This window comes from Flavobacterium sp. LC2016-13 (genome assembly GCF_009707955.1).
GTDB lineage: Bacteria > Bacteroidota > Bacteroidia > Flavobacteriales > Flavobacteriaceae > Flavobacterium.
Genome location: NZ_WMDQ01000004.1, coordinates 285,399 through 309,799, shown reverse-complemented (window position 1 = coordinate 309,799; position 24,401 = coordinate 285,399). Strand labels below are relative to the sequence as shown.

Genomic DNA, 24,401 nt, shown 5'->3' with positions numbered 1-24,401 from the left:
AACTTTGCGAACCTTTGCGAAAAATCTTCACGCTCTTTGCGGTAAAACTAAACTCAAAGTAAGCAACCTGAAACAAAGAAAACCTCAAACATGAAACCAAAATAGTATAAAAAAAGAATGCCGGCATCTCGAAGACGCCGGCATCATTTAACTAACCAAAACCAAAATAATAAATAACCAGTTTATTACACTACAAAGATCCGTCATATATGAACGCTTTGCTGTTAAGGTTTTGTTATTACTTTGTTGGAAGTAAGTTAAGATTTTTTAAGACTGCATTCTGAGCTTTCAGCAACGTTAAATAACTTTTGATTATTAAAACATAATAACAATCAATTTTGTTTATGAATATGATAAAGATATCTTCGTATATTTGATAAAACATTAAAAATCAGCAATATGGATTCAAACAAAAAATTAACAACTGCAACAGGAACTCCCGTTCCAGACAATCAAAACATTCAAACTGCAGGTCCAAGAGGACCCGTTTTATTACAAGATTTTTGGTTCTTAGAAAAAATGGCACATTTTGATCGTGAAGTAATTCCGGAACGAAGAATGCATGCAAAAGGTTCTGGAGCTTACGGTACTTTTACTGTAACTCATGATATTACAAAATATACCAGAGCTGACATATTTTCTGAAATTGGAAAAAAAACAGAAATGTTCGCTCGTTTTTCAACTGTTGCAGGTGAAAGAGGTGCTGCTGATGCCGAAAGAGATATTCGTGGTTTTGCTTTAAAATTTTATACTAACGAAGGAAATTGGGATTTGGTAGGAAATAATACTCCGGTATTCTTTTTCCGTGATCCAATGAAATTTCCGGACTTAAATCATGCCGTAAAACGTGATCCAAAAACCAATTTGCGAAGTGCTGATAACAACTGGGATTTTTGGACTTTATTACCCGAAGCTTTACACCAAATTACTATTGTAATGAGTGATCGCGGAATCCCGAAATCGTACAGACAAATGCACGGATTTGGAAGCCATACTTTTAGTTTTATAAATCATCAAAATGAAAGACATTATGTGAAGTTTCATTTTGTAACACAACAAGGAATCGACAATCTTTCTGACGAAGAAGCTGCAAAATTAGTGGGAGGCGACAGAGAAAGCCATCAAAGAGATTTATTTGATGCTATTGAGGAAGGAAACTTTCCAAAATGGAAAATGTTCGTTCAAATCATGACAGAAGAACAAGCTGAGAATTACCGTTTTCATCCTTTTGATTTAACTAAAGTTTGGTTAAAAAGCGATTTCCCGTTAATCCCGGTTGGAGAATTCGAATTAAACAAAAATCCAGAGAACTATTTTGCAGAGGTAGAGCAGGCAGCTTTTAATCCGGCGCATGTTCCTCCCGGAGTTAGTTTCTCACCAGATAAAATGCTGCAAGCGCGTTTGTTTTCTTATGGAGATGCCCATAGATATCGTTTGGGAGTTAACAATTTTCAAATTCCGGTAAACTCATCAAGATGTCCTTATAATACATTCCATAGAGACGGAGCAATGCGTGTTGATGGAAATAACGGATCTAAAAAACATTACGAACCAAATAGTTTTGGAGAATTGCAGGAACAACTTGAATTTAAAGAACCGCCATTGAAACTTCATGGCGATGCGTATGCACATAATTTCAGAGATGATGATAATGATTATTTCACTCAGCCTGGATTATTATTCCGTTTATTGACAGAAGAGAAAAAACAACTTTTGTTTAAAAATACAGCCGGACAAGTAGGAGGCGCACAGAAATTTATTCAGATTCGCCATATCAGAAATTGTTTCAAAGCTGATCCTGCATACGGCGAAGGCGTAGCAAACGCTTTAGGATTAACAATGGACGAAGTAAATAATTTTTCTGACCCAAGATTATTAATCGAAGTGAGATAAGTTTTTTTATAGGTTCAAAGTAGCAGAGGCGCATAAGTTCAAAGCTTCTGAATTTTGAATTTAAAAGTAAACCCGACAGATTTTAAAAATCTGTCGGGTTTTTTATTTTAAGAAAACCTTTGTTCCTCTGAACCTTTGCTACTTTGAACCTTAAAAAAACTAAGAAAAAACAACCGTTTTATTACTGTAAACCATTGTTTTACGTTCTGCATGCAATTTTATAGCTCTTGCTAAAACAATACGCTCTAAATCTCTTCCTTTCATGATAAAATCATCAACAGAATGAATGTGCGAAACTCTGGCAATATCCTGTTCGATAATCGGGCCTTCGTCTAATTCTGCCGTAACATAATGACTTGTTGCGCCAATAATTTTCACACCGCGTTTAAAAGCTGAATGATAAGGTTTTGCACCCGGAAATGCCGGTAAAAACGAATGATGGATATTGATAATTTTATTCTCGTAAAGTGATATTAATTTTGGTGTAATGATTTGCATATAACGCGCCAAAACAATAAAATTGATCTGATATTTTTTCAGTAATTCAATTTGTTTGGCTTCACCTTCTTCTTTATTGTCTTTTGTAAAAGGAACACAATGAAACGGAATATCAAAACGTTCGGCAATAGATCTTAAATCGTTATGATTGCTAATAATTACCGGAATTTCAACATTTAATTCCCCTGCGCTGTAACGTCCTAAAATATCAAACAAACAATGATCGTATTTCGATACAAACAATGCCATTTTTGGTTTTTGTTCCTGATTGTACAAATCCCATGACATATCAAAATCAGCTGCAATGGTTTGGTCAAAATCATTTTTTAAGCTTTCGATCGTAATATTGTGATTGGTTAGCTCACATTCTAATCGCATAAAAAATACATTTTGCTCAACATCAACATGTTGATCAATGTAAGTAATATTTCCTTCAACTTTAGCAATAAAAGTAGTCACTGCGGCAATAATTCCTTTTTGGTCTTTGCAATGAATGAGGATCGTTATTTTTTGCATTTTGGTTGTATTGGTTAATCGGTTAATAGTTTATCTGTTTAATCGCTTAAATGTTTTAACCGCAATTTCCGATTACACAACTAAACGATTAAACAGTTAAACGAAAAAATACTATTTTCCGTCCTGCATAGCAAAAACACTTTTTAATAACGGAGTTGTTCTTGCACTAATGTTATTACGGATATCTTTTTCTTCAACAGCAATCATTTTAAAAACTCCTGCCAAAGCTTGTGTTGTTGTATAATCCGTTAAATCAGGATTTACCTTTTTTACTAACGGAATTGTATTGTATTTATTAATGATTTTTGTCCAAATAACATCGGCACCAACTTTTTCGAATGATGTTTTTATCACCGGATTAAATTTTCCGTACAAAGACGTAGTTGTATTTCCTTGCAGATAAGTAGTTGCAGCACTGTCATTTCCTAACAAGATATTTTTAGCATCTGTAAAAGACATATTTTTTACAGCCGTAACAAATATCGGAGTTGCTTCTTTTACCGCATCTTCTGCAGCACGATTTAAAGCTTTTATTCCTTCATCAGCAAGAGAGCTAAGTCCAACTTTTCTTAAAGTAGCATCTACTTTTTGTAATTCTTCCGGCATTAGAATTTTTACCGCTTCATTTTTATAAAAACCATCAACTGCGGTTAATTTACTCACTTGCTCGGTAATTCCTTTGTTTAATGCTTCTTTAAGTCCTGAGGCAATATCAACGCCACCAACTCCTGAAAGTTTAGTAGATAATTTTGATAGTTTTTGAGCTAAAGTTTCTCTTACCTGAGCATGAGAACTTAGGCACAACAATAGAGACAGAATTAAAATCTTTTTCATGAGATGGGGGTTTATATAAGTTTCAAAAATACTACTTATTCAAAAACAAAGCCACAATTTTATTTGAGGAGCAGAAATATTTTGTTATAATTAACAATAGTCCTGCTATTCGTTCCAATCTTTTATGCCGAACCCCGGCACAAAAGGATTTCCACTGCTATCAGGGCTAGGTTCAGACGTCTTCGTTTTTTTAAGAAAAGAGCGTATTCTGAAAAGAAATAATGATTTAAAAAACCTTATTATTTTAATCCAGATTAGTGGTTGCCATTTGCCATTTTTTTTGATCCATAAGTTCTTCTGTCCACCCAAAATGATTTAAAAATGGTAATAAGTACGGCAGTTCTTCATAAATAGTTGGTTGCCCAATTTCTGTATTTGCATAAGATGCATACATAGGTTTTAATATTTCGGATGCACTATTATATAATTTTTTACCAATATTAATGCTTTTACGTACCAATTTTCCATTTTTGTATATTTCGATATCATAAAGGTCAAAACAATCCGAATGTCCTTTTAAAACTATAACTTCACCATCAGATTGTTTAGAATAAGCTATGCAAAACTTCTCCAATCCAATCGATACGTTATCCATTAAAATAGTTCCAAAAGATTCGGTTTGATAAAATATATGGTGTGCACGAGCGGATATTAGTTTAAAAATGCACGCATCAAATCTGTCAATAAAATTTTTATTTTGTTTTATTTTAATTGTAACAGTTTCGGTATTATAACTATCAGCCAGTATTTGTTGCCAGTTGCCATTAGGTAAAATAATATAGCGAATATATCCCATTCCGTTATTCCAATTCATAATATCGTAGCTTTGAATGTAATTTTGTATTAATCTTTGCGCATGAAAATTTCAGATCACGGCCAATACATTCTATTTGAATTATCATAATAGGTTTTGCTTGAAATATAAGCAGGTTCTTTTTGTATAATTTGAAGATTATTGACATCGAATAATTTTATTCTGATGATTTTTTCCTTACTGTCATCTTTCATATCAATGTTTCCTTCAGCATCATCGATTAGTTTCTTTTTTTTCAGGTATAAACCTGGTTTTTCGATGATAAATTCTGTAATAGCTTCTCCGTATTGTTTTAAATTACACCCAATTAGATTTCCATTTATATCAAGCGATTCAATTTTTTTCAAATAATTTTTTTCATAATAAAATATTTCAAAAGCGATTTTACAAAGTGCTTCCTTGACTTTGTGATTGTATAATCGAAAACGAAGTATTTGTTTCTTTGCGTTTGTAAATTCGACAGTGCCATTTCCGACTGCATCAACGTTTTGAGATAAGATTCTAAACGGTTTTGAAAATGATGTTATTTTACTGGCATAAAAAGCATATTTTGAATCAGATTGAGCGAATCCAAAAGTGCAATGAAGAAAAATTAAGGATAAAAATAGCAATATTTTCATTTCTCTAACAAATCAATTTCATCATCGGTTGCATCAATATAAACCGATAATTCGTTGTATTTCCATTTTCCTTTTTTCACGGCAACAACAAATAAAGTTGCTTTTCCTTTTGGCCCTTTTATCGGAATCTGTAAATCACAATTGCCAGTATCATTGCTCATATTAATACTTCCTGAAACCATTCCGTCTCCTTCAATCGGACTTCCTAGTTTTTCTTTTACTTCTTTATTGTTTTTAACTTCAGTTAAAGCGCCTTTATAAGCATCAGATTCTGTCATCATTGAAGTAACTCCAAAGAAAATGCCGGCAATAAATAAACCAAAAAGCACCAATAAACTCAAACAACCAGTTGGTACAAACCATTTCCAGTTTCTGTCCCACCAGCTTTTTTTAGGTTGATAATCATCATTCATAAAGAAATTAGTTTTTGATTAAAGTTAATTTTCTGAAAGATATTAATTTTCAAATCAAACGGAAACTATTTTATGCAAAGAAATACGTACTTATCTTATAAAAAAAATCACCTTATAATTTATAAGATGATTTTTAATTTTTGTGTGTTAAGATTTATCGATTGCTAAAAGCAATTTCTTCTAAAGCCTTAGGGTTACTTATTGCTTTGTTAACGTCTTGTTTTTTCATGTCGTCATTGTCTCCGGTTCCTGTACTCAAAGTAAGTTCTGTTGGAATGCTTGGTTTTTTATCAAAAATAGTAGCATAAAGTAAAACAGCCTGCATAAAACCTCCATCGTTTAAAAGGTGTAATGTATTTTGTCCATAACGTAGGTTATCCTTATTTCCAACTAAATATTTATAACCATTTTTTCCGTTATAGGCATCATTAACAGCATCGCCAACTCTTAATAAGCCGGCATTTTTAGTATTTTTCATTACTGAAATCGCGTTGTTGCGCATTTCATCATAATATTCTTTGTAATCAGGATCAGTAAATGCAATTGGAGACATTCCTTCGTATATGTAAAGTGCCGCATCCGGACTATTTTTATGTATTTCTTTAACAATCATTTTTACATTTTCCTGATATCTGTCCGGTTCTGCAATTGCAACCGGAGTTGATTCCTGAATGATTACGTAATCATAATAATTTCCATCTTTGTCTGTTTCAGCAAAATTTTGTTCAGCTTCAGCTTCATGATCAGCATAAATTTCATCAATAGAAACACCCATTGTAATTAATTGATCAATATCCATAAGTTGATTATTGGCTTTACAAAGTTCACTAAATAATATAGGCGTGCTTACAAAATATTCTGTGTGGCTATTTCCTATAAATAATATGCGTGGAGTACCTTGTGCTTTTGGTGCTTTAGGATGTGTAAAGGTTTCTTGAGAAGTAGTTGAATTATCTGCAGGAACAGATTTCTTGTTACAGGAAGATAAGAGGATTAAAGCAAAACTTAAAAAAAGAATGTTTTTTTTCATATGTAAATGAGTTAAAAATTGATTGCGACTTTCATAGAAAAATCCCGCAAATTTCTTTTTAACTCATTTGAATGATTACCTAAAAAAGGTATAATAATTATAGGTTAGGGCAAAAAGGGTGTTAAATGTATTGTAGGCAATATAAGTTAGGATTGTAAACCGGATTTATTTGTTTTAAATCTGCCAGTATATTGTGGGTGTAATCTCTACCGCCAATGGCTAAATAAAATAAAGACTTTGAGGCATAAAAGGGTCTTAAAGGAAAAGTACGCCAACCGTTTGCAAAATTCTTTAAAAAATGCTTTAGTGCATATTTGCGTATTTTTTCTTCGGGGCGAACAAAATAGATAGTTGAACTTTTTAACTTGGTCATTAAATTGGGAAACATTACAAATCTTCCGCCTTGTTGAATCAATAAGTTTATTTCAAAAAGTGTTAATCCTTCGATATTTTCTGTTTTCATGATAATCAATTTTTAATTAAAAAAATAGTGGTATTATTATGATGCAAATGTCCGATGATTTTAGTTTTATTTTTACCTCTAAAAGGTTTTAGATTAATAAGTTAAGGTGTTTTTGAAATCGCGTAATTTATTTGTATTAAATAGATTAAGGTTGATTTACAGTTGCATAAAAAAAGGTAATTTTAGATCAAATCTAAAATTACCCTATAAAAATTTAATTTATTTAAAAGTCATTTACCAAACACGTTATTGAATGTTTTGGGATTAATTTGAAGAAATAGCTTTTGTAGATAAAGTATTTAATTCATTATCTCTTTCATAAACATCCTGAAAGAACCCAATTTCGCCATTTTCATTTACCAAAGAAGTAAAATACGAAATAAAGATTGGAACTTTTTTAGCTAATTTAAAGCTGTTTTCTTTTTCACCAGCCATCGCTTTATCAATTTTATCCTGAGTCCATTCCGGATAATCTTTAAGCATTGCAACAGCTAATTCTTTTGCTTTTTGTACGTTTATACAACCATGGCTAAAAGTTCTTTTTTCAAAATCAAATAAAGTTTTAGATGGGGTATCGTGTAAATAAATATCATCCGGGTTTGGAAACATGAATTTCACCAATCCTAAAGAGTTGTCCGGCCCTGGTTTTTGTCTTACCTGACCATTTACAATTTCCATATTTTTTTCAGCCAAATAATTTTTATCTGCAGCTATTTTACTTTTTAATTCATTGTTTACAATACTTTGTGGAACTGTCCAATATGGGCTGAAAACGATTCTGTCAATTTCACCGTTAAAAATTGTTGTTTTAGTTAATGGTGCACCAACAAATACATTCGAAACTAATTCTACTTTTCCATTTTTAACATAAAACAATTCATACGAAGGAATATTTACCAACACATACTCATCGCTGCCGGCAATTTGAGCAGAAATAGCACGACATCTTTCCATGTTCAGTTTTAATGTTTCGATTTTATCAGAAAGCGGCACATTCATTTCTTTAATATGATCTTCAGATAAAATATAATTAGGTTTAAACCCGTTGCGAACTTTGTATTTCATTACAGCATCCATCAATTCACGATCGTAAACATTACTTTGAGAGTCATTTTTTAAATCGCCTAATAAATATAAACGAGTTCTGACTTGTGATATCGTACTGGAAACAGCATCCGGACGTAAATCTTTATATGGTACTTCTTCAGGAACAATAGTTTTCCATTTATTTGAGTGGTCTAATTTTTTATATTTTTTAAGAACGTCTTGTAATTTGTAATATTGATCGTATTCTACTTTAACATTTTCGGTTGTTGAAGCAGTTGCTTTTTCGATAGTGCTGTAGTTCAGGAAATCTTTTAATGAATCATCATAAGATATTTTTTTCTTAGAATCTGAATTACTTTTTTGAGCATAAATAATATACAAAGAACTTAAAAGCATATCAGCATCTGTTTTGGATAGCTTTGTTTCTGATGAAGAAAAAAGCGCGTCAATTTCTTTTTGATAAGGAATAGTAAGATCATTTGTTTTTTTTGCTTTTTCGTATAAAACAGAACCAAATTCATTGATCTCATCTTCATCAAACCAAATAGTTCCCAAAGTTCTGTTTTTGTATAAAGACATGACATCAGATTTATATTTTTTTAAATCCGAATATCTTTTAAAGAATTGATTCGAAGCTTCCTCCAAATTATCAGAATCTGAGTTATAAACGGCTCCAATAGTTGAAGTTTTTTCAAAAGAACGTATGTCGTTTTCTGTTCTGTTGAAAGATGATAAAAAGAAGCTTGAAGCTATAATTATGGCGAATGGATATAATGTTTTCATTTTTTTAAATTTTTACGTGATACTTTTTTAGGTAGGAAAGTTTTGGGTAAAAATTTGGGGCATTTCTACATTGCTAAATTACTTTAGAGTGCTGGAAAACAAGTTGTTGTATTTAATTTAAATATTTCAAAATTGCCATGTTGCTAACATTTCTATAAGACTTATATAAGATAAATCAGATAAGGAACTAAAATGTTACCCCTTGAGATAAAAAAAAGATTATTTTTTTTATGAACAAAAAGAAAGATCGAGAACCAAATATTATAATATTTTGTAAATTGCTCCCTTAAAATTATCATATTCATAAAATGGAACAACAAAAACCATATATTCCTAAAAATAAAGTAAGAATCGTTACTGCGGCATCACTGTTTGACGGGCATGACGCGGCAATTAATATCATGCGACGCATTATTCAGTCAACCGGAGTAGAGGTAATTCACCTGGGGCACGATCGTAGTGTCGAAGAAGTGGTAAATACTGCTATTCAGGAAGATGCAAATGCAATTGCAATGACATCGTACCAAGGCGGACATAATGAGTACTTTAAATATATGTATGACTTGCTTCATGAAAAAGGAGCGGGGCATATCAAAATTTTTGGCGGCGGCGGCGGCGTGATTCTGCCAAGCGAAATTTCAGAATTGCATGAATATGGTATTACCAGAATTTATTCTCCGGATGATGGCCGTTCTTTAGGTTTACAGGGAATGATTAATGATTTGGTAGAACGTTCGGATTATCCAATTGGAGATCAGTTAAACGGAGAAATCGATCATATCGAAAATAAAATTCCAACAGCAATTGCACGTTTGATTTCGGCGGCAGAAAATTTCCCCGAAATTGCAAAACCTGTTTTTGATAAAATTCACGAAAACAACACCAATTCTAAAATTCCGGTTCTGGGAATTACAGGAACTGGTGGAGCAGGAAAATCATCTTTGGTTGATGAATTGGTACGTCGCTTTTTAATTGATTTTCCAGAAAAAACAATCGGATTAATTTCTGTCGATCCTTCGAAGAGAAAAACCGGAGGAGCACTTTTAGGAGACAGAATTAGAATGAATGCCATAAATAATCCACGTGTTTATATGCGTTCGTTGGCGACACGTCAGTCTAATTTGGCTTTGTCTAAATATGTGGCCGAAGCGATTCAGGTTTTAAAAGCCGCAAAATACGATTTGATTATTCTGGAAACTTCAGGAATCGGACAATCGGATACGGAGATTATGGACCATTCTGATGTATCCTTATATGTAATGACACCGGAGTTTGGAGCGGCAACACAATTGGAGAAAATCGACATGCTTGATTTTGCTGATTTAGTAGCTTTAAATAAGTTTGATAAAAGAGGCGCATTAGACGCGATTCGTGACGTTAAAAAACAATATCAGCGCAATCATAATTTATGGGATAAAAATCCTGATGAAATGCCGGTTTTCGGAACCATTGCTTCGCAGTTTAATGATCCGGGAATGAACACGCTTTATAAAGCGATTATGGATAAAGTAGTCGAAAAAACAAGTTCTGAGTTAAAATCGACTTTTCAGATTACGAAAGAAATGAGCGAGAAAATCTTCGTGATTCCGCCACACAGAACACGTTATTTATCTGAAATTGCAGAGAACAACAGAAGTTATGACGAAAGCGCACTTTCGCAACAAAAAGTAGCGCAAAAATTATACGGAATCTTTAAAACGATTGAATCGGTTTCTGGGAAAATTCCGCAAATTAATAAAGCAGGAATCGACGATTCAACTGTTTTGCCAACTGCAACTGAAGCACATGATGAAAACAGAATCTTTTTAAATCTTTTACTGAATCAGTTTGATAAAGTAAAAATGGATTTAGATCCGTACAATTGGGAAATTATCCTGAATTGGGATGAAAAGGTTGCCAAATACAAAAATCCGGTTTACTCGTTTAAAGTTCGTGATAAAGAAATTAAGATTGCGACACATTCTGAAAGTTTATCGCATTTACAAATCCCGAAAATTGCTTTGCCTAAATATGAAGCTTGGGGCGATATTTTACGTTGGAATTTACAGGAAAATGTTCCAGGAGAATTTCCGTTTGCTTCAGGATTGTATCCGTTTAAACGTGAAGGCGAAGATCCGTCGAGAATGTTTGCGGGCGAGGGAGGACCGGAAAGAACCAACAAACGTTTTCATTATGTAAGCGCAGGATTACCTGCAAAACGACTTTCAACCGCTTTTGATAGTGTAACTTTATACGGAAACGATCCGGATATTCGTCCTGATATTTACGGAAAAATTGGAAATGCAGGAGTTTCAATCTGTTGTTTGGATGATGCTAAAAAACTGTATTCAGGTTTCGATTTGGTTCATGCTTTAACATCGGTAAGTATGACGATAAACGGGCCAGCGCCAATGTTGTTAGGTTTCTTTATGAATGCAGCAATCGATCAGCAATGTGAGTATTATATTAAGGAGAATGATTTAGAAAAAGAAGTTGAAGCTAAAATCAACAAAATATATAAGGAAAAAGGAACAGAACGCCCAAAATACCAAGGCGATTTGCCGGAAGGAAACAACGGTTTAGGATTAATGCTTTTGGGTGTTACCGGAGATCAGGTTTTGCCTTTGGATGTTTATAATGACATAAAAGTAAAAACATTATCGCAAGTTCGTGGAACGGTTCAGGCCGATATTTTGAAAGAAGATCAGGCGCAGAATACGTGTATTTTCTCAACCGAATTTGCTTTGCGATTAATGGGCGACGTTCAGGAATATTTTATTACTAAAAACGTTCGTAATTTCTATTCGGTTTCGATTTCAGGATATCATATTGCAGAGGCGGGCGCGAACCCAATTACGCAATTGGCATTTACGCTTTCAAATGGTTTCACTTACGTGGAATATTATTTGAGCCGCGGAATGAGCATCAATGATTTTGGGCCAAATTTATCGTTCTTCTTCTCAAATGGAGTTGATCCTGAATATTCGGTTATTGGTCGTGTGGCGCGTAAAATTTGGGCAAAAGCCATGAAAAACAAATACGGAGCCAACGAAAGAGCGCAAATGCTAAAATATCATATTCAAACTTCGGGACGTTCGTTGCACGCGCAGGAAATTGATTTTAATGATATTAGAACGACTTTACAGGCTTTATACGCTATTTACGATAACTGTAATTCATTGCACACCAATGCTTACGACGAAGCGATTACAACACCAACAGAAGAATCTGTTCGTAGAGCAATGGCGATTCAGTTGATTATCAATAAAGAATTAGGTTTAGCGAAAAACGAAAACCCAATTCAAGGTTCGTTTATCATCGAAGAATTAACTGATTTGGTTGAAGCTGCGGTTCTTCAGGAATTCGACAGAATTACAGAACGTGGCGGAGTTCTTGGCGCAATGGAAACCATGTACCAAAGATCTAAAATTCAGGAAGAAAGTTTGTATTATGAAACCTTAAAACACAACGGAGATTTCCCAATTGTGGGTGTAAATACATTCCTGAGTTCAAAAGGTTCGCCAACGGTAATTCCGGCAGAAGTAATTCGCGCCACCGAAGAAGAAAAACAATACCAAATTACGATGCTGGATAATTTGCACCAATTTCACGAAGCAAAAGTAAACGAGCATTTAAACAAATTACAAGAAGCTGCGATTAAAAACGAAAACTTATTCGACCATTTAATGGAAGCTACAAAGGTTTGTTCTTTAGGGCAAATTACTTCGGCATTGTTTGAAGTTGGCGGGCAGTATAGAAGGAATATGTAATTTTTTTATTTTTTAATGATATGGAAAACCTCTCAGAAATGGGAGGTTTTTTTGTTTTTATAAAATTGATTATACTAAATTATCTCGTTTACGGTTTTCCTCAAGTTTATAGAAAAATCTTTGTCTATATTAGCTGTAGGAAATAATATTAATCAAAAAAAACTCTCTTTCGTAATTATTTTTACTTACGTTTATGAATATTTATTTAAGAGAATATAAATTATGAAGTTACATGAGTCAATAAAATATCTATTAGATAAGAAGAACGTACCTTTAACATTTGATGAAATTGCAAAAGAAATTAATGAGGAAAATCTATACATAAGAGAAGATTTTAAGAAGCTTACTGGATCACAGATAAGATTAAGAGTTTTAAGATATTCTGAACTTTTTCATAATATTAATGGATATGTAATTTTAACAAGTAACCTTAAGTGGAGTAATCTACTTTTTTCTTATTGGGATTTAAGCAATAATTTAAAAGGATTATATAATATCTCAGATCTTGAATTTATTATTGCGGCATTATTTTATTATAAAAGGCTTAGCGATCTAAAAAATATAGACAAGATAAGTGGTAATGAATTTTTATATCGTTTTAATAATGATGTCCATTATAACTTTAATTATTATCAATCAAATGAATCTAGACATCTTGATTCAAAAATATTTGAAGATCTTCGAGGGTTATTAGAAATAAATTCATTAAGTAAAATTGATAAATTACTTAAACCGTTAAGTGAATTTAATACTCGTGATTTTAAAGATGAAGAATTTGGTAAAGCATTTGAATATATTTTAGAGATTAATAATGGAGAAAGCTTAAAAACCAGATTAATTAGAACTCCTAGACCTATAATTGAATTAATGTCAAAAATACTTGATCCTAAAAAGGGGAGATTATATGACCCTGTCTGTGGAACAGGAGGTTTCTTGACAGAAGCTTTTAGAATTTCAAAAGAAATAGAAATTTATGGTTCTGAAATAAATTATAGAATTGCTCAAATATCATTCATGAATCAAATTATGAATGGCGACCTTTCATCATCTATAAATGCGGAAAACTGTTTTGAACAATTACATAATGATAGAAAATATGATTATATAATTGGAGATCTTCCTATGGAAGGAATTAGTGTGAATGATTTTATTGAATTCTTACATCTAATAGACTATAATTTTCCAAAAAGAGCAAAGAGCTTTGGAGCTTTTATTTTATTTAGTATTTCAAAACTTTCTGAAAAAGGAAAAGCTGTATTTACAGTATCTGAAAGTTTTTTATTTAAAACAGGTGTTGATGAGCAAATTAGAAATATCCTGATAAAAAACGATTTTATTGAAGCTGTTATATCTTTGCCAAATGGTGCTTTAAAACCTTATACCAATGGAAAAGCCTCTATTTTAGTTTTAAATAAATCAAAAACGTTAAATCAAAAAGGAAAAATAAAATTCATTAATTTACCTGAAAACACAAATTATGTTGGCATTGATGTTAATGAAATACTTGAATTTTATTTTGAAGAATTTATAAATAATCCATTTGTTCAAGTAGTTCAAATAGATCATTTATTAGAGCTAAACAATCTCAGTCCTGCAAAATATACAAATGAGTTAATTGAGGTAAGAAAACTATTGCTTTCAGGAAATGCAATGTATTTACATGATTTGATGATTCTAATTTCTGGGACTGCTCCAATAGATAAAGAAGATGTGAATAAAAGCGATGGAATTCCTTTTGTTAAAATAGAAAATTTAGAAAGAAATATATTGGATGTGTATCTCTCTAAAGTGAATATAAAAGATTACATAGAATCAGATAATCCTAAATATGAAAAATATATAATAGAAAAAGAGTGTTTAATAATAGCTAAAATTGGCGATAATATTAAGCCAACTTACTTTAAACCAACGAAAGGTTTTGAAAGAATAATTTTGCACAGTAATGTTATTGCGTTGTTCCCAAGATCTAATAATAAAATATCATTAGAATTTTTATACTATCAATTTTATAGTGATTTTTTAATTAACCAAATAGAAAAGAAATTAAGTAAATCAATTATGCCTTTTCTAACTATTCCTTCAATAAAAGAATTAATAATTCCTATCCTAGATTTAGTAAGTCAAAATAATTTTATTGAATTTCACAAAGCAAATAGTATAGCAGCAGAAAGAGCAAGAGTAGATGAACGTTTTAAAAAAATTGGTTACATTGAAGATGCTCAAGAAAGAGAATTAAATATTGTTAGAACACTAACACATCAATTGAGACACAACTTAACAAGTATTGCAACTATAGTAGATAAAGCAAATAGAATAGTTAGTAAAAATAATCTTAGCGAGTTTACTCAATATCATAAAAATGATCCAATATTGATCCCTAAAAAAGGTTTTGAAGTTCCTGAAAATATGTATTTAGGAGAAATTTTAGAAATATCATTAAAAAAGGCACAAACATTAAATTCTATTTTATTGGATGTTGAAAAAGCGATCAATTTAGATCTTCAATATTCTAGAATAGATTTTAAAAATCTATTAAATGAAATTAAGAATGATTACAGAAATGAAAATTTCTCGATTGAAATTGTTGGAGATGAAATAATGATTGAATTATCTAAAACACATATTGAGGATTTAATTAATACTTTGATTTTGAATGCAAAAGAACATAGTTTTAAAAAGCCGTCTAATAATAAGATATCATTTAATGTTACAACTGATATAAATCGAGCAATTGTAACATTTGATTATAAATGTAATGGACTTCCATTGACGATTACTGAAAAAGAATATAAATCTATTTTGACCAAATCAAGAGATAGTAATGGTACAGGTATCGGAGGATACTATATAAATAAAATAGTTGAAGCTCATAAAGGCTCTTTAAAAGTTGATGAAAATTTTAAAAAAGGTGTACATATAATAATTGAATTGCCTCTAAAACATACAGAAAATGAGTAAAAGTATATTATTGATTGACGATAAAGAAGAGTTTAAAGATACTTTTAAAATTATAGCACAAAACAAAGGATTTAGAATTGCTTGGGGCAAAAGTTTCGAAGATTTAAAAGAAATTCTTCCCGAATTACATTTAGAAATTGTGGCTGTAATTTTAGATATTAAGTGTTTAATGACCAATGATCAAAAAATTGAGAAAGAAGATTTTATTGGTTCCGCTTTAACACTTTTAAACCAAGAGTATCCAGATCTTCCAAAAGTTATTTTAACTGGAGATGAAAAAGCTTTAGATGGTATTAAAATGTTTTTTAATACAAAAACGGTGGAAGTTTATAAAAAGGAATCTAAAGAAATTGATAGATTGTTTTTGAAATTGGAGCACTACTCTAATAATCACTCTCAAAGAATTCTGAGTTATGAAGAAAAAGAAATTTTAAAAATTATTAAGAATGGTGAAGGAAAACATCTAGAATATAAATCATCTATTCAGTTTTGTATGAATGCACAAACTGAAAATAGAGATCTTCGTTTTGATGTTTTAAAAAATTTAGCAGCATTTGCAAATTCTGAAGGAGGTCAGCTTTTAATTGGGGTAGATGATAGTCAGAATATAATTGGTCTTGAAAATGGAGATTTTAATACTTTAAAAGAAGGAAATAAAATAGATCATTTTAGATTATTAATTGATAATTTAGTAGAAAGCAAATTTGGAAATGCTTTTCAGAAAAATCTGCCAGATATAAAATTTTATATTGTTGAAGGTAAAACTGTCTGCAGTATAATTGTTAAAGGAAAACACCACACCCCAGTTTATTTACGAAAAAGACCTAAAAATGGAGCTGAATATAATGCGTTTTATATCAGAAGTCAAGCTAGTGCTAGAGAATTAAAGGATGAAGAATTATCTAAATATATTATTTCTCATTGAGAAAATAAATAATTGGATTAGTTTAGGAAAAAAATAGTTTCTCCGCTCGCCCCTGCTAGCGCGAGCGTCCCGCTCGTGAACCCAAAGTTTATATAACAAAATTAAAATTCAGTTGATGTGCACGAGCGGGACGCTCGCGCCAGCAGAATCTAAAAATATAAATGCATTCAAGAATCGAATTTAATCCCCATCAACAACCTCCCCAACACAACTCAAAAACTCCATTTCACTTAAAGGAAACAATTGCAAAACAGTTTCTAAAACCAAACTCACATTTATAGATTGATTTTTCTTCTCTTCAACTTTATGCATATCGTGATCGAGTGCCAAAATACATAATTTTATCATATCAGTTATAACACAACCCAATTCAAAATAATTTAAAATCTCAATTTGAGCGATGTAGTTTTTAGAATTGTCATTGGCGGGTTTTAGTGTGCGGAAATGTAGTGCAGTTAATTTTTTAAGTCTTGCTAAAGTTTCTGTTTCATTTGTTTGCATAAGGCGTATATTTTTAATTTGTATCTTGTTAAGCGTTTTACAATTTGGCTTTTATAAAATTATAGAAAGAAAAATCGTACTTTTGTTTTGTCCGGCGAAGAAAGAAATTGATTGTTCTGTACCAAATCATTTTTGTCCGTTTTGTACAGCGTTAAATATGTTTTTTACATTTTGCCACTTATTCCACTTAATTATTATCTTTGAATTATGAGCACACTTACAAAACCAAATCATATAGGGCGAAAAATAAGCCGTATTCGTGAACTTCGTGATATGAAACAGGAAGCTTTGGCGCAAGCTTTAGGAACAAATCAACAAGCGATTTCTGCTTTAGAAAACAGCGAAACAATAGATGAAGCAAAATTAATTGAAGTTGCAAAAGCGCTTGGTGTAACAGTTGAAGCAATTAAAAGTTTTTCAGAAGAAGGTATGATTAATTACTTTAATACATTTAATGATTCGGATAATAATTTTAATAGTTATAATACTTGCACTTTTAATCCATTAGATAAATTAATGGAAACCGTAGAAGAAAATAAAAAGCTTTACGAACGTTTGCTTAAATCGGAACAAGACAAAATCGAATATTTAGAGAAATTACTCAAAGAGAAATAAAGATATTAATTTCAAAACCTTTCAGAAATGAAAGGTTTTTTTTATGCTTTAAACTTATTTTTTATATTTTAGTTTAATGAAAAATATTATCTATTGTTTTCTTTTTCTTCTAGTTACGTTTTGTAATTATGCTCAGGATGCGCCATTACTTCGAACAGGAATTATTAATGATTCGGTAAAAGTTGTCAATGCACCAAATGAATCTTATGCCATATATTTTCCTAAAGAATATGATGCTCAAATTCCATCGGCAGTAGTTTTTATTTTTGATCCCGATGCTAGAGCAAAAATAGCAATAGAACCGTTTATATTGGCTGCAGAAACCTATAATTATATTTTAGTATGTTCTAATAATGTAAAAAATGGTTTAGTACAAAATAATGTTGCTACCGCAAACAGGTTGTTCGATCATGTATTGGGAATGTATAATATTAATATGTCGCAACTTTATATTTCGGGTTTTTCGGGTGGTGCACGATTGGCTAGTTTTTACGGAATATCGTCTGGATTTTTTCAGGGCGTTATAGCTTGCGGAGCTTCTTTTAATGATTTGGATAAGTTTATTCCGCCTTCTAATAAGTTTTCGTATGTGGGTATGGTAGGAGATAAGGATATGAATTACCAGGAAATGGTGGCTAATAAAACCTGGCTGGATAATGCAAAGATTACCAATACGCTTTTTATTTCTCACGAAGATCATATATGGCCCAAACAAAACGAAATGCTTCGTGCATTTGATTGGTTAGAAATTCAGGCCTATAAAAAGAATATCAGACCAAAAAACGATACTATTATTAAAAGAATTTATGACAATAATTTAAAAATAGCCGATAGTTTAAGGCTTAATAAAGAAATGATTTCTTCGGTACGTAATTATGAAAATTGCATTACTTCTTTTAATATAAATGACGACAGTTTTATAAGAACAAAAATTGCCGAAATCAAAAAATCCCGTGAATATAAGGAAGAAGTAGCACGAATGGATGAAATAACGGTATTAGAAGGAGAAATATTAGACAAATTATCGCTTAAATTTTATAAAGAATTAGAACTGGCCAAGAGTTCTAACAATTTTAAATTTTGGAAAACAGAATTTAAAAATTTGGATACTATGAAATTAAGTAAAGAAGTTTCGACTCAAAATATGGCGAACAGAATATTGGTTTGGTTTCATATTCTTGTTTACGAAGCTGCCGAAGAAAACAAAAGAACCCAACAAAAAGATAAAGTTACCTATTGCGATGAATTGCTTAAGATGATTTCCGAAACAAATCCAAAATAGAATATCAAAAAAAAAAGCATCAGCTTGGGGCTGATGCTTTTAATTTGGAGGCATAAAACGATTAACGACGAAATGCAGGACTTTCGTTTACTGATTCATCTAACACAACTGTTTTTACTTTTTTAGTTGAAACTGTAATTTTATGTTTTACTACTTTACCATTAGAATTCAATGCTAAGAAATAAGTTCCGGCTGGATAGGCCTCTAAACTTAAAGTTTTAGAAATCTCTAAATTGTCTTCATCAGCAGATGGTACTCCTGTGTACAACAAAGTATTGTTTTCGTCTAGGATTGAAAAATTTGCTTTTTCAACGGTATTTAGAGTAAAGCTTACCACTTTTCCATTTCCGGTTTTTATATACAAGATATAATCACCTTTTCCGTCAATTGCATAAGTAAAGATAGTTGTTAAAAATACGGCAACAACTAAGCCCATTTTGGTAAATTTTGTCATGTTTTTTTAAATTTTATTATTAATCGTGGATGCGTAAAACTAACAAATACAAATTGAATTTTGTGCAAAAAAATCGTTTTTTTATTGACTTAAGTTGCTGAATTGAAACTCTTTCTGTGCTTTGTTTGATCTATCTACGTAATTGTTGGGGTTCTGGATGTTTTTAAATTAATTATTTTTTTCAACATAAAAAACAAGCTTCTTCATTTATTAAGAATAGTTTTTCATTTTACAAAAACGTTTTAGGTTTTAGAGAAAATAAGGCATAAAAAAACAGCCCAATAACCGTAGTGAGCTGTCTTTATAACAATCATTTTACTAACTTCTAACTTATTTTTATTTTGCTTGGGGCAAATAAATTTTTAACGTACTGCAACGCTAGAATCTTTGGCAGAAAAACCTGCTTTGTAAGTTGATGAAAACGCTTTTGTAGAAAGAACTGAAATTCCGTTATTTATAGTAATTTCATGTCTCACTTTTTTTACATTATCTTCAACTTCTAAGAAGTAAGTTCCTTCTGGAAATTCTTCTAAACTAAAAGTTCTTAAAATTCCATCTTTACCCGAAGCACTTTCAGAATAAATTAGAGTACCATCTTGGTCATAGATCGACAAATTTGCTTTTGTTACTTTGTTAAGTGCAAACGTAATTAGCGATCCGTTAGACTTTAATACATGAAGATTAAAATCTTCATTTCCATCAATTGCATAAGTACTCATTCCTGATAAAAGTACTGCACATACTAAACTCAATTTTAAATTTTTCATAGCATTAGTTTTTTTAATTAATAGTTCTAATTCTCTGATGCTAAATTACTTATATAGTTAATGTATTCTCACAACTCTATTTGCCAATTTCTATGCTATATTCTCATTTACGAAACCGTTATAGGTTAAAATTTAAATTATATTTATCGTTTTTGTTAATTCAGGTTTTATTTTTCAATGTTTTGTTTGAATTAAGGCAATGTAAATTTATTTCTATTTCTTACAAAAATCCTGGGTTATAAAATTTAACCACAAAGCACGCAAAGAAATAAAAACGCAAAGTTCGCAAAGCTTTTAATTATAAAACTTTGCGAACTTTGCGTAAACTTTGCGCCTTTGCGGTTAAAAAAAGGCATAAAAAAAACAGCCCAATAACCACAAAGAGCTGTTTCAAAACAATGATGTTTTTTACTTTACTAACTATCTAACCTCATTTTTATACTGTATGCGAGTATAAACTTTTCTAGCGTGTTGCCACGCTTGTGCTTTTAGCAGGAACTGCTTTATTTACAGATGAAATTGCTTTTGATGATAAAACCGTAGCGGCATCATTTATAGTAATTTCGTGTATTACTTTTTTTGTATTGTCTTCAACTTCTAAGAAGTAAGTTCCTTCCGGAAATTCTTCTAAGCTAAAAGTTCTTAAAATTCCGTTTTCGCCATAAGCGTTCTCTGTATATATAAGAGAACCATTTTTGTCATAAATTGCCAGGTTGGCTTTTTGTACTCTATTTATAGCGAACGTAATTAGTTTACCATCTGTTTTTAATACATGAAGATTTAAATCTCCATTTCCGTCAATTGCATAACTGCTTAATCCTGAAAGAAGCACTGCACATACTAAACTTAATTTTAAATTTTTCATGGTATTATTTTTTTAGATTAATAGCTCTAATTCTATACTGCTAAATTACTTTAGATGTATATGTTTCTTCACAACTCTATTTGCCAATTTCTATGCTGTATTCTCATTTACGAAACCGTTATAGGTTAAAATTTGAATTATTTTTATCGTTTTAGTTAATTCAGTTATTATTTTTCAACGTTTTGTTTGAATTAAGAAAATGTAAATTTACTTCGATTTGTTACAAATACAGAATATATTGTCGTTTTGGAATTTACTTTCTAACACCATTAAATAAACTCATTTTTGTGTGATTTCGATCCCGAGGCTTCGGGAGAGAAATCACATAAAGTAATTCCGCAAACTAAATCGCCAATCTTTGTCGATCTTCTAGTGTGATTTCTCCTTCGTCGAAATGACACAAAATGAGAATCACCTTCATAGATGAGAAAAATAAGGCACAAAAAAAACAGCTCAATAACCACAAAGAGCTGTTTCAAAACAATAAGTTGTTTTTTACTTTACTAACTATCTAACCTCATTTTTATACTGTATTCTAGTATAAACTCTTTTAGCGTACTGCTACGCTTGTATTTTTATCAGCAACTTTATAAACTGAAGAAATTGCTTTTGGAGACAAAGTTGTAACTTCGTTATCAACGTTAATTTGGTATCTCACTTTTTTTGCGTTGTCTTCAACTTCTAAGAAATAAGTTCCATCAGGAAAATCTTGTAAACTAAAAGTTCTTAAAATTCCATCTTTTCCAGAAGCATTCTCAGAATAAAATAAAGTACCATCCTGATCGTATATTGCTAAGTTTGCTTTTTGCAATTGGTTAAGACCAAAAGTTATTACTTTTCCGTTTTTTAATACATGAAGGTTAAAATCCTCATTTCCATCAATTGCATACGTATTCATTCCTGAAAAAAGTATCGCACATACTACACTAAATTTTAAAATCTTTTTCATGACTATATTCTTTAAATTATTAGTTCGATTTCTATGATGCTAAATTACTTCAGATATCCATTTTTTTTCACAACTCTATTTTCCAATTTATGTGCTATATTCTCATTTACGAAACCGTTATAGGTTAAAATTTGAATTATTTGAGGTGTTTTAGTTAATTAGGCTATTATTTTTCAATTATTTGTAAAAATTAACATTTTTTAAAAACCTTTAAAATTCTTACATAAATGTTATATATTTATAAAAACACGAGATTAAATGTGATATATAAAAAAAATCAAACATAAAAATATGGGTCGTTTAAAAAATGCGTAAATGATGCTAATTTGGCATTTGAAATTTTGCAGAATATCATGCAATATTCTCAGTAACGAAACCGTTATAGGTTAAAATATGAATTATTTTAGGCTTTTTTGTTAAATTTGCTATTATTATTTAAAGATTATTATCATGAAGAACATCGCCCCCGCTCTTGAAGTGATAACTAACTCATACGGAAGTTCTTTTACCTACACTAAGCATGCCGAAAAGACCAATAGTAAAGCGCATTTATGGCATTATCATCCGGAAATTGAATTGGTTTATATAAATGGTGGCGCAGGAAAAAGACAAATAGGAAGCCATGTTTCTTATTACACGAATGGTAGTTTGATTTTGATAGGTTCTAATTTGCCACATTGTGGTTTTACGAACGAGCAGACAGGAAATATAAATGAAACGGTAATTCATATCAAACCTGAATTTTTAGGGAATGAATTTTTTCGAGCACCCGAAATGAGAAAGGTTCAAAACATTTTGAGCCAGTCTAAAGGCGGAATTGCTTTTGGCGGAGAAACAAAAAGCCGCGTAGGGAAGAAGATCGAAATGATGGAAAATCAACTTCCGTTTGAACGCTTGCTGACACTTTTGAGTGTTTTGGATGAACTGGAATCATCTGAAGAATACACTGTTCTAAATGCCGACGGTTTTTCATTAGAATTAAATACACAGGATAACGACAGAATAAATGTAGTTTTTAATTACGTTAAAGATAATTTCCAGGAATCTATTGCAATCGATGAAGTTTCGAGTCTGGTAAGTATGACGACGCCTTCGTTTTGCCGATACTTCAAAAAAATATCCAATAAAACCTTTACAGAGTTTGTTAATGAATATCGTTTGGTGCACGCTTCAAAACTATTAGCCGAAAAACCTATATCTATAAATGAAGTTTGTTACGAAAGTGGTTTTAATAACTTTAGCCACTTTAGTAAATCGTTTAAACAATATACAGGTAAAAGCGCTTCGCAATATCGAAACGAGCATAAGATTATTATTAAGTAATTTTTTTTATGCCACAGATTGCACAAATTAAAAATCGACAAAGATTCGTGTAAATTAGTGTAATTCGTGGCAAACGATTTTCTTAATCATTAAAGTCATTTTTAAGCTTTAGAAAAAAATAAAACCCACAATCCGACTCCTTGAAAAACGAGTCGGATTTTTCATATATATTATTCGGAAAAAGGTATATTTACAATCCCTAATCAGAAAAAAATATCAATATGAAAAACTTAAAAACCCTGGTATTTGCAGTCTTATTGTGTGTTTCATCAATGAGTTACGCCGCAAAAGTAGATACTTTGCAAGTTGCCAGTACAGCGATGAGTAAAACCTATAAAGCTGCTGTTGTATTGCCAAATTCTTATGCTAAAAGCAAATCGGCATTTCCGGTAATGTATTTATTGCATGGTGCTTACGGACATTTTAGTGATTGGTTAAAAAATACACCCAATAAAAAATTGGTACAAAGTTTATCAGATCAATACAATATTATTATTGTAATGCCCGAAGGAGAAACCTTTAGTTTTTATTTGGATAGTCCGGTAAATAAAGAAAGTCAGTTTGAGACTTTTATAACACAAGAAGTAATTCAGAAAGTAGATAAAACATACAGAACGATTAGCAATAGAAACGGACGTGTAATCACGGGACTTTCTATGGGCGGACACGGAGCATTATATTTATCGGCCAAACATCCTGATTTGTTTTGCGCCGCCGGAAGTATGAGTGGGGCAGTAGATATGAGTTCGATGCTAAATCGTGAAGCTTCAGCACAAGTCATAAAATTAATGCAGCCCGTTTTTGGCGACAAAAGTGATAACTCAGAAATGTATGCGCAATATGCCGTTATGAATATGCTGGATAAACTAAAAGCCAACAAACTTCCTTTAATAATAGATTGTGGTGTTGATGATTTTTTAATAGAATCCAACAAAGAACTTCACAGAAGATTAGTATATAATAAGGTAGAACACGATTACACCGAACGCCCTGGATCTCACACGTGGGAATATTGGGAAAATTCATTGCCGTATCATGTGTTATTTTTCAACAAAATCCTACTTAAAAACCAACAGGTTACAAAAAAATAGGGAATTTTTTA

The 24,401-nt window shown here is 31.3% G+C and carries 21 protein-coding genes; 8 read left to right on the top strand and 13 right to left on the bottom strand.

What is annotated here, in order from left to right:
- Window positions 1-399 precede the first annotated feature (399 nt).
- Complete coding sequence (locus tag GKZ86_RS10610) at window positions 400-1,893, top strand: catalase (protein ID WP_154783084.1); 1,494 nt, start codon at window positions 400-402, stop codon at window positions 1,891-1,893.
- A gap of 159 nt (window positions 1,894-2,052) precedes the next feature.
- On the opposite strand, the gene purU is transcribed toward GKZ86_RS10610, so the two are convergent.
- The 8 genes from purU to GKZ86_RS10570 form a co-directional block, all read right to left on the bottom strand.
- Complete coding sequence (gene purU / locus GKZ86_RS10605; RefSeq protein ID WP_154783083.1) at window positions 2,053-2,907, bottom strand: formyltetrahydrofolate deformylase; 855 nt, start codon at window positions 2,905-2,907, stop codon at window positions 2,053-2,055.
- Between the two features lie 111 nt (window positions 2,908-3,018).
- Entirely contained in the window at window positions 3,019-3,741 is a 723-nt protein-coding gene (locus tag GKZ86_RS10600) for a DUF4197 domain-containing protein (protein WP_154783082.1), read from the bottom strand.
- A 244-nt stretch (window positions 3,742-3,985) separates the two neighbouring features.
- The gene (locus tag GKZ86_RS10595) at window positions 3,986-4,555 is read right to left on the bottom strand and encodes a hypothetical protein (RefSeq protein ID WP_154783081.1); all 570 of its coding nucleotides are present in this window, start codon (window positions 4,553-4,555) and stop codon (window positions 3,986-3,988) included.
- Window positions 4,556-4,611: 56 nt separating this feature from the next.
- A complete protein-coding gene (locus GKZ86_RS10590; RefSeq protein WP_154783080.1) occupies window positions 4,612-5,175 on the bottom strand; it encodes a hypothetical protein in 564 nt (187 codons plus the stop codon).
- Window positions 5,172-5,588: a cytochrome c oxidase assembly factor Coa1 family protein gene (locus tag GKZ86_RS10585; RefSeq protein ID WP_154783079.1), complete on the bottom strand. Its 417-nt coding sequence runs from the start codon at window positions 5,586-5,588 to the stop codon at window positions 5,172-5,174. Before GKZ86_RS10585 ends, GKZ86_RS10590 begins: the two co-directional genes overlap by 4 nt.
- Window positions 5,589-5,742: 154 nt before the next feature.
- Window positions 5,743-6,618 (bottom strand): SGNH/GDSL hydrolase family protein, encoded by an 876-nt coding sequence (locus GKZ86_RS10580; protein ID WP_154783078.1) that lies wholly within the window; start codon window positions 6,616-6,618, stop codon window positions 5,743-5,745.
- 121 nt (window positions 6,619-6,739) lie between these two features.
- Complete coding sequence (locus tag GKZ86_RS10575; protein ID WP_154783077.1) at window positions 6,740-7,081, bottom strand: hypothetical protein; 342 nt, start codon at window positions 7,079-7,081, stop codon at window positions 6,740-6,742.
- Between the two features lie 264 nt (window positions 7,082-7,345).
- Window positions 7,346-8,911: a murein L,D-transpeptidase gene (locus GKZ86_RS10570; protein ID WP_154783076.1), complete on the bottom strand. Its 1,566-nt coding sequence runs from the start codon at window positions 8,909-8,911 to the stop codon at window positions 7,346-7,348.
- Window positions 8,912-9,219: 308 nt separating this feature from the next.
- Between GKZ86_RS10570 and GKZ86_RS10565 the strand changes: the two genes are divergently transcribed.
- The 3 genes from GKZ86_RS10565 to GKZ86_RS10555 all read left to right on the top strand — a co-directional run bounded on the left by GKZ86_RS10565 (window position 9,220) and on the right by GKZ86_RS10555 (window position 16,543).
- Window positions 9,220-12,660 carry a methylmalonyl-CoA mutase family protein gene (locus GKZ86_RS10565; RefSeq protein WP_154783075.1) on the top strand — a complete coding sequence of 1,147 codons (3,441 nt, stop codon included), beginning with the start codon at window positions 9,220-9,222 and terminating at the stop codon, window positions 12,658-12,660.
- A 222-nt stretch (window positions 12,661-12,882) separates the two neighbouring features.
- A complete protein-coding gene (locus GKZ86_RS10560) occupies window positions 12,883-15,618 on the top strand; it encodes an N-6 DNA methylase (RefSeq protein WP_154783074.1) in 2,736 nt (911 codons plus the stop codon).
- Window positions 15,611-16,543: an ATP-binding protein gene (locus GKZ86_RS10555; RefSeq protein WP_154783073.1), complete on the top strand. Its 933-nt coding sequence runs from the start codon at window positions 15,611-15,613 to the stop codon at window positions 16,541-16,543. The genes GKZ86_RS10560 and GKZ86_RS10555 overlap by 8 nt, the downstream gene beginning before the upstream one ends.
- 180 nt (window positions 16,544-16,723) lie before the next feature.
- On the opposite strand, the gene GKZ86_RS10550 is transcribed toward GKZ86_RS10555, so the two are convergent.
- Window positions 16,724-17,044 carry a hypothetical protein gene (locus tag GKZ86_RS10550; RefSeq protein WP_154783072.1) on the bottom strand — a complete coding sequence of 107 codons (321 nt, stop codon included), beginning with the start codon at window positions 17,042-17,044 and terminating at the stop codon, window positions 16,724-16,726.
- A 207-nt stretch (window positions 17,045-17,251) separates the two neighbouring features.
- Here GKZ86_RS10550 and GKZ86_RS10545 point away from each other — a divergent pair, with 207 nt between their 5' ends.
- Together GKZ86_RS10545 and GKZ86_RS10540 are read left to right on the top strand one after the other, a co-directional pair.
- Window positions 17,252-17,659: a helix-turn-helix domain-containing protein gene (locus GKZ86_RS10545; protein ID WP_154783071.1), complete on the top strand. Its 408-nt coding sequence runs from the start codon at window positions 17,252-17,254 to the stop codon at window positions 17,657-17,659.
- 76 nt (window positions 17,660-17,735) lie between these two features.
- Entirely contained in the window at window positions 17,736-18,941 is a 1,206-nt protein-coding gene (locus GKZ86_RS10540) for a hypothetical protein (protein WP_154783070.1), read from the top strand.
- 61 nt (window positions 18,942-19,002) lie between these two features.
- Here the strand turns inward: GKZ86_RS10540 and GKZ86_RS10535 are convergent, their stop codons facing one another.
- The 4 genes from GKZ86_RS10535 to GKZ86_RS10520 form a co-directional block, all read right to left on the bottom strand.
- On the bottom strand, window positions 19,003-19,395 hold the full coding sequence (locus GKZ86_RS10535; RefSeq protein WP_154783069.1) for a secretion protein: 393 nt from the start codon (window positions 19,393-19,395) through the stop codon (window positions 19,003-19,005).
- Window positions 19,396-19,757: 362 nt separating this feature from the next.
- Window positions 19,758-20,162 (bottom strand): T9SS type A sorting domain-containing protein, encoded by a 405-nt coding sequence (locus GKZ86_RS10530; RefSeq protein ID WP_154783068.1) that lies wholly within the window; start codon window positions 20,160-20,162, stop codon window positions 19,758-19,760.
- Between the two features lie 463 nt (window positions 20,163-20,625).
- Window positions 20,626-21,027: a T9SS type A sorting domain-containing protein gene (locus tag GKZ86_RS10525; protein WP_154783067.1), complete on the bottom strand. Its 402-nt coding sequence runs from the start codon at window positions 21,025-21,027 to the stop codon at window positions 20,626-20,628.
- Between the two features lie 550 nt (window positions 21,028-21,577).
- Window positions 21,578-21,976 (bottom strand): T9SS type A sorting domain-containing protein, encoded by a 399-nt coding sequence (locus GKZ86_RS10520; protein WP_154783066.1) that lies wholly within the window; start codon window positions 21,974-21,976, stop codon window positions 21,578-21,580.
- 450 nt (window positions 21,977-22,426) lie between these two features.
- Here GKZ86_RS10520 and GKZ86_RS10515 point away from each other — a divergent pair, with 450 nt between their 5' ends.
- Window positions 22,427-23,299: an AraC family transcriptional regulator gene (locus GKZ86_RS10515; protein WP_154783065.1), complete on the top strand. Its 873-nt coding sequence runs from the start codon at window positions 22,427-22,429 to the stop codon at window positions 23,297-23,299.
- A 221-nt stretch (window positions 23,300-23,520) separates the two neighbouring features.
- Complete coding sequence (locus GKZ86_RS10510; protein ID WP_154783064.1) at window positions 23,521-24,390, top strand: alpha/beta hydrolase family protein; 870 nt, start codon at window positions 23,521-23,523, stop codon at window positions 24,388-24,390.
- Window positions 24,391-24,401 lie beyond the last annotated feature (11 nt).

What these genes read in the sequence shown, in the direction of transcription:
- GKZ86_RS10610 (WP_154783084.1), top strand. Translation starts at nt 400, where the DNA reads ATGGATTCAAACAAAAAATTAACAACTGCAACAGGAACTCCCGTTCCA.
- purU (WP_154783083.1), bottom strand. Translation starts at nt 2,907, where the DNA reads ATGCAAAAAATAACGATCCTCATTCATTGCAAAGACCAAAAAGGAATT.
- GKZ86_RS10600 (WP_154783082.1), bottom strand. Translation starts at nt 3,741, where the DNA reads ATGAAAAAGATTTTAATTCTGTCTCTATTGTTGTGCCTAAGTTCTCAT.
- GKZ86_RS10595 (WP_154783081.1), bottom strand. Translation starts at nt 4,555, where the DNA reads ATGAATTGGAATAACGGAATGGGATATATTCGCTATATTATTTTACCT.
- GKZ86_RS10590 (WP_154783080.1), bottom strand. Translation starts at nt 5,175, where the DNA reads ATGAAAATATTGCTATTTTTATCCTTAATTTTTCTTCATTGCACTTTT.
- GKZ86_RS10585 (WP_154783079.1), bottom strand. Translation starts at nt 5,588, where the DNA reads ATGAATGATGATTATCAACCTAAAAAAAGCTGGTGGGACAGAAACTGG.
- GKZ86_RS10580 (WP_154783078.1), bottom strand. Translation starts at nt 6,618, where the DNA reads ATGAAAAAAAACATTCTTTTTTTAAGTTTTGCTTTAATCCTCTTATCT.
- GKZ86_RS10575 (WP_154783077.1), bottom strand. Translation starts at nt 7,081, where the DNA reads ATGAAAACAGAAAATATCGAAGGATTAACACTTTTTGAAATAAACTTA.
- GKZ86_RS10570 (WP_154783076.1), bottom strand. Translation starts at nt 8,911, where the DNA reads ATGAAAACATTATATCCATTCGCCATAATTATAGCTTCAAGCTTCTTT.
- GKZ86_RS10565 (WP_154783075.1), top strand. Translation starts at nt 9,220, where the DNA reads ATGGAACAACAAAAACCATATATTCCTAAAAATAAAGTAAGAATCGTT.
- GKZ86_RS10560 (WP_154783074.1), top strand. Translation starts at nt 12,883, where the DNA reads ATGAAGTTACATGAGTCAATAAAATATCTATTAGATAAGAAGAACGTA.
- GKZ86_RS10555 (WP_154783073.1), top strand. Translation starts at nt 15,611, where the DNA reads ATGAGTAAAAGTATATTATTGATTGACGATAAAGAAGAGTTTAAAGAT.
- GKZ86_RS10550 (WP_154783072.1), bottom strand. Translation starts at nt 17,044, where the DNA reads ATGCAAACAAATGAAACAGAAACTTTAGCAAGACTTAAAAAATTAACT.
- GKZ86_RS10545 (WP_154783071.1), top strand. Translation starts at nt 17,252, where the DNA reads ATGAGCACACTTACAAAACCAAATCATATAGGGCGAAAAATAAGCCGT.
- GKZ86_RS10540 (WP_154783070.1), top strand. Translation starts at nt 17,736, where the DNA reads ATGAAAAATATTATCTATTGTTTTCTTTTTCTTCTAGTTACGTTTTGT.
- GKZ86_RS10535 (WP_154783069.1), bottom strand. Translation starts at nt 19,395, where the DNA reads ATGACAAAATTTACCAAAATGGGCTTAGTTGTTGCCGTATTTTTAACA.
- GKZ86_RS10530 (WP_154783068.1), bottom strand. Translation starts at nt 20,162, where the DNA reads ATGAAAAATTTAAAATTGAGTTTAGTATGTGCAGTACTTTTATCAGGA.
- GKZ86_RS10525 (WP_154783067.1), bottom strand. Translation starts at nt 21,027, where the DNA reads ATGAAAAATTTAAAATTAAGTTTAGTATGTGCAGTGCTTCTTTCAGGA.
- GKZ86_RS10520 (WP_154783066.1), bottom strand. Translation starts at nt 21,976, where the DNA reads ATGAAAAAGATTTTAAAATTTAGTGTAGTATGTGCGATACTTTTTTCA.
- GKZ86_RS10515 (WP_154783065.1), top strand. Translation starts at nt 22,427, where the DNA reads ATGAAGAACATCGCCCCCGCTCTTGAAGTGATAACTAACTCATACGGA.
- GKZ86_RS10510 (WP_154783064.1), top strand. Translation starts at nt 23,521, where the DNA reads ATGAAAAACTTAAAAACCCTGGTATTTGCAGTCTTATTGTGTGTTTCA.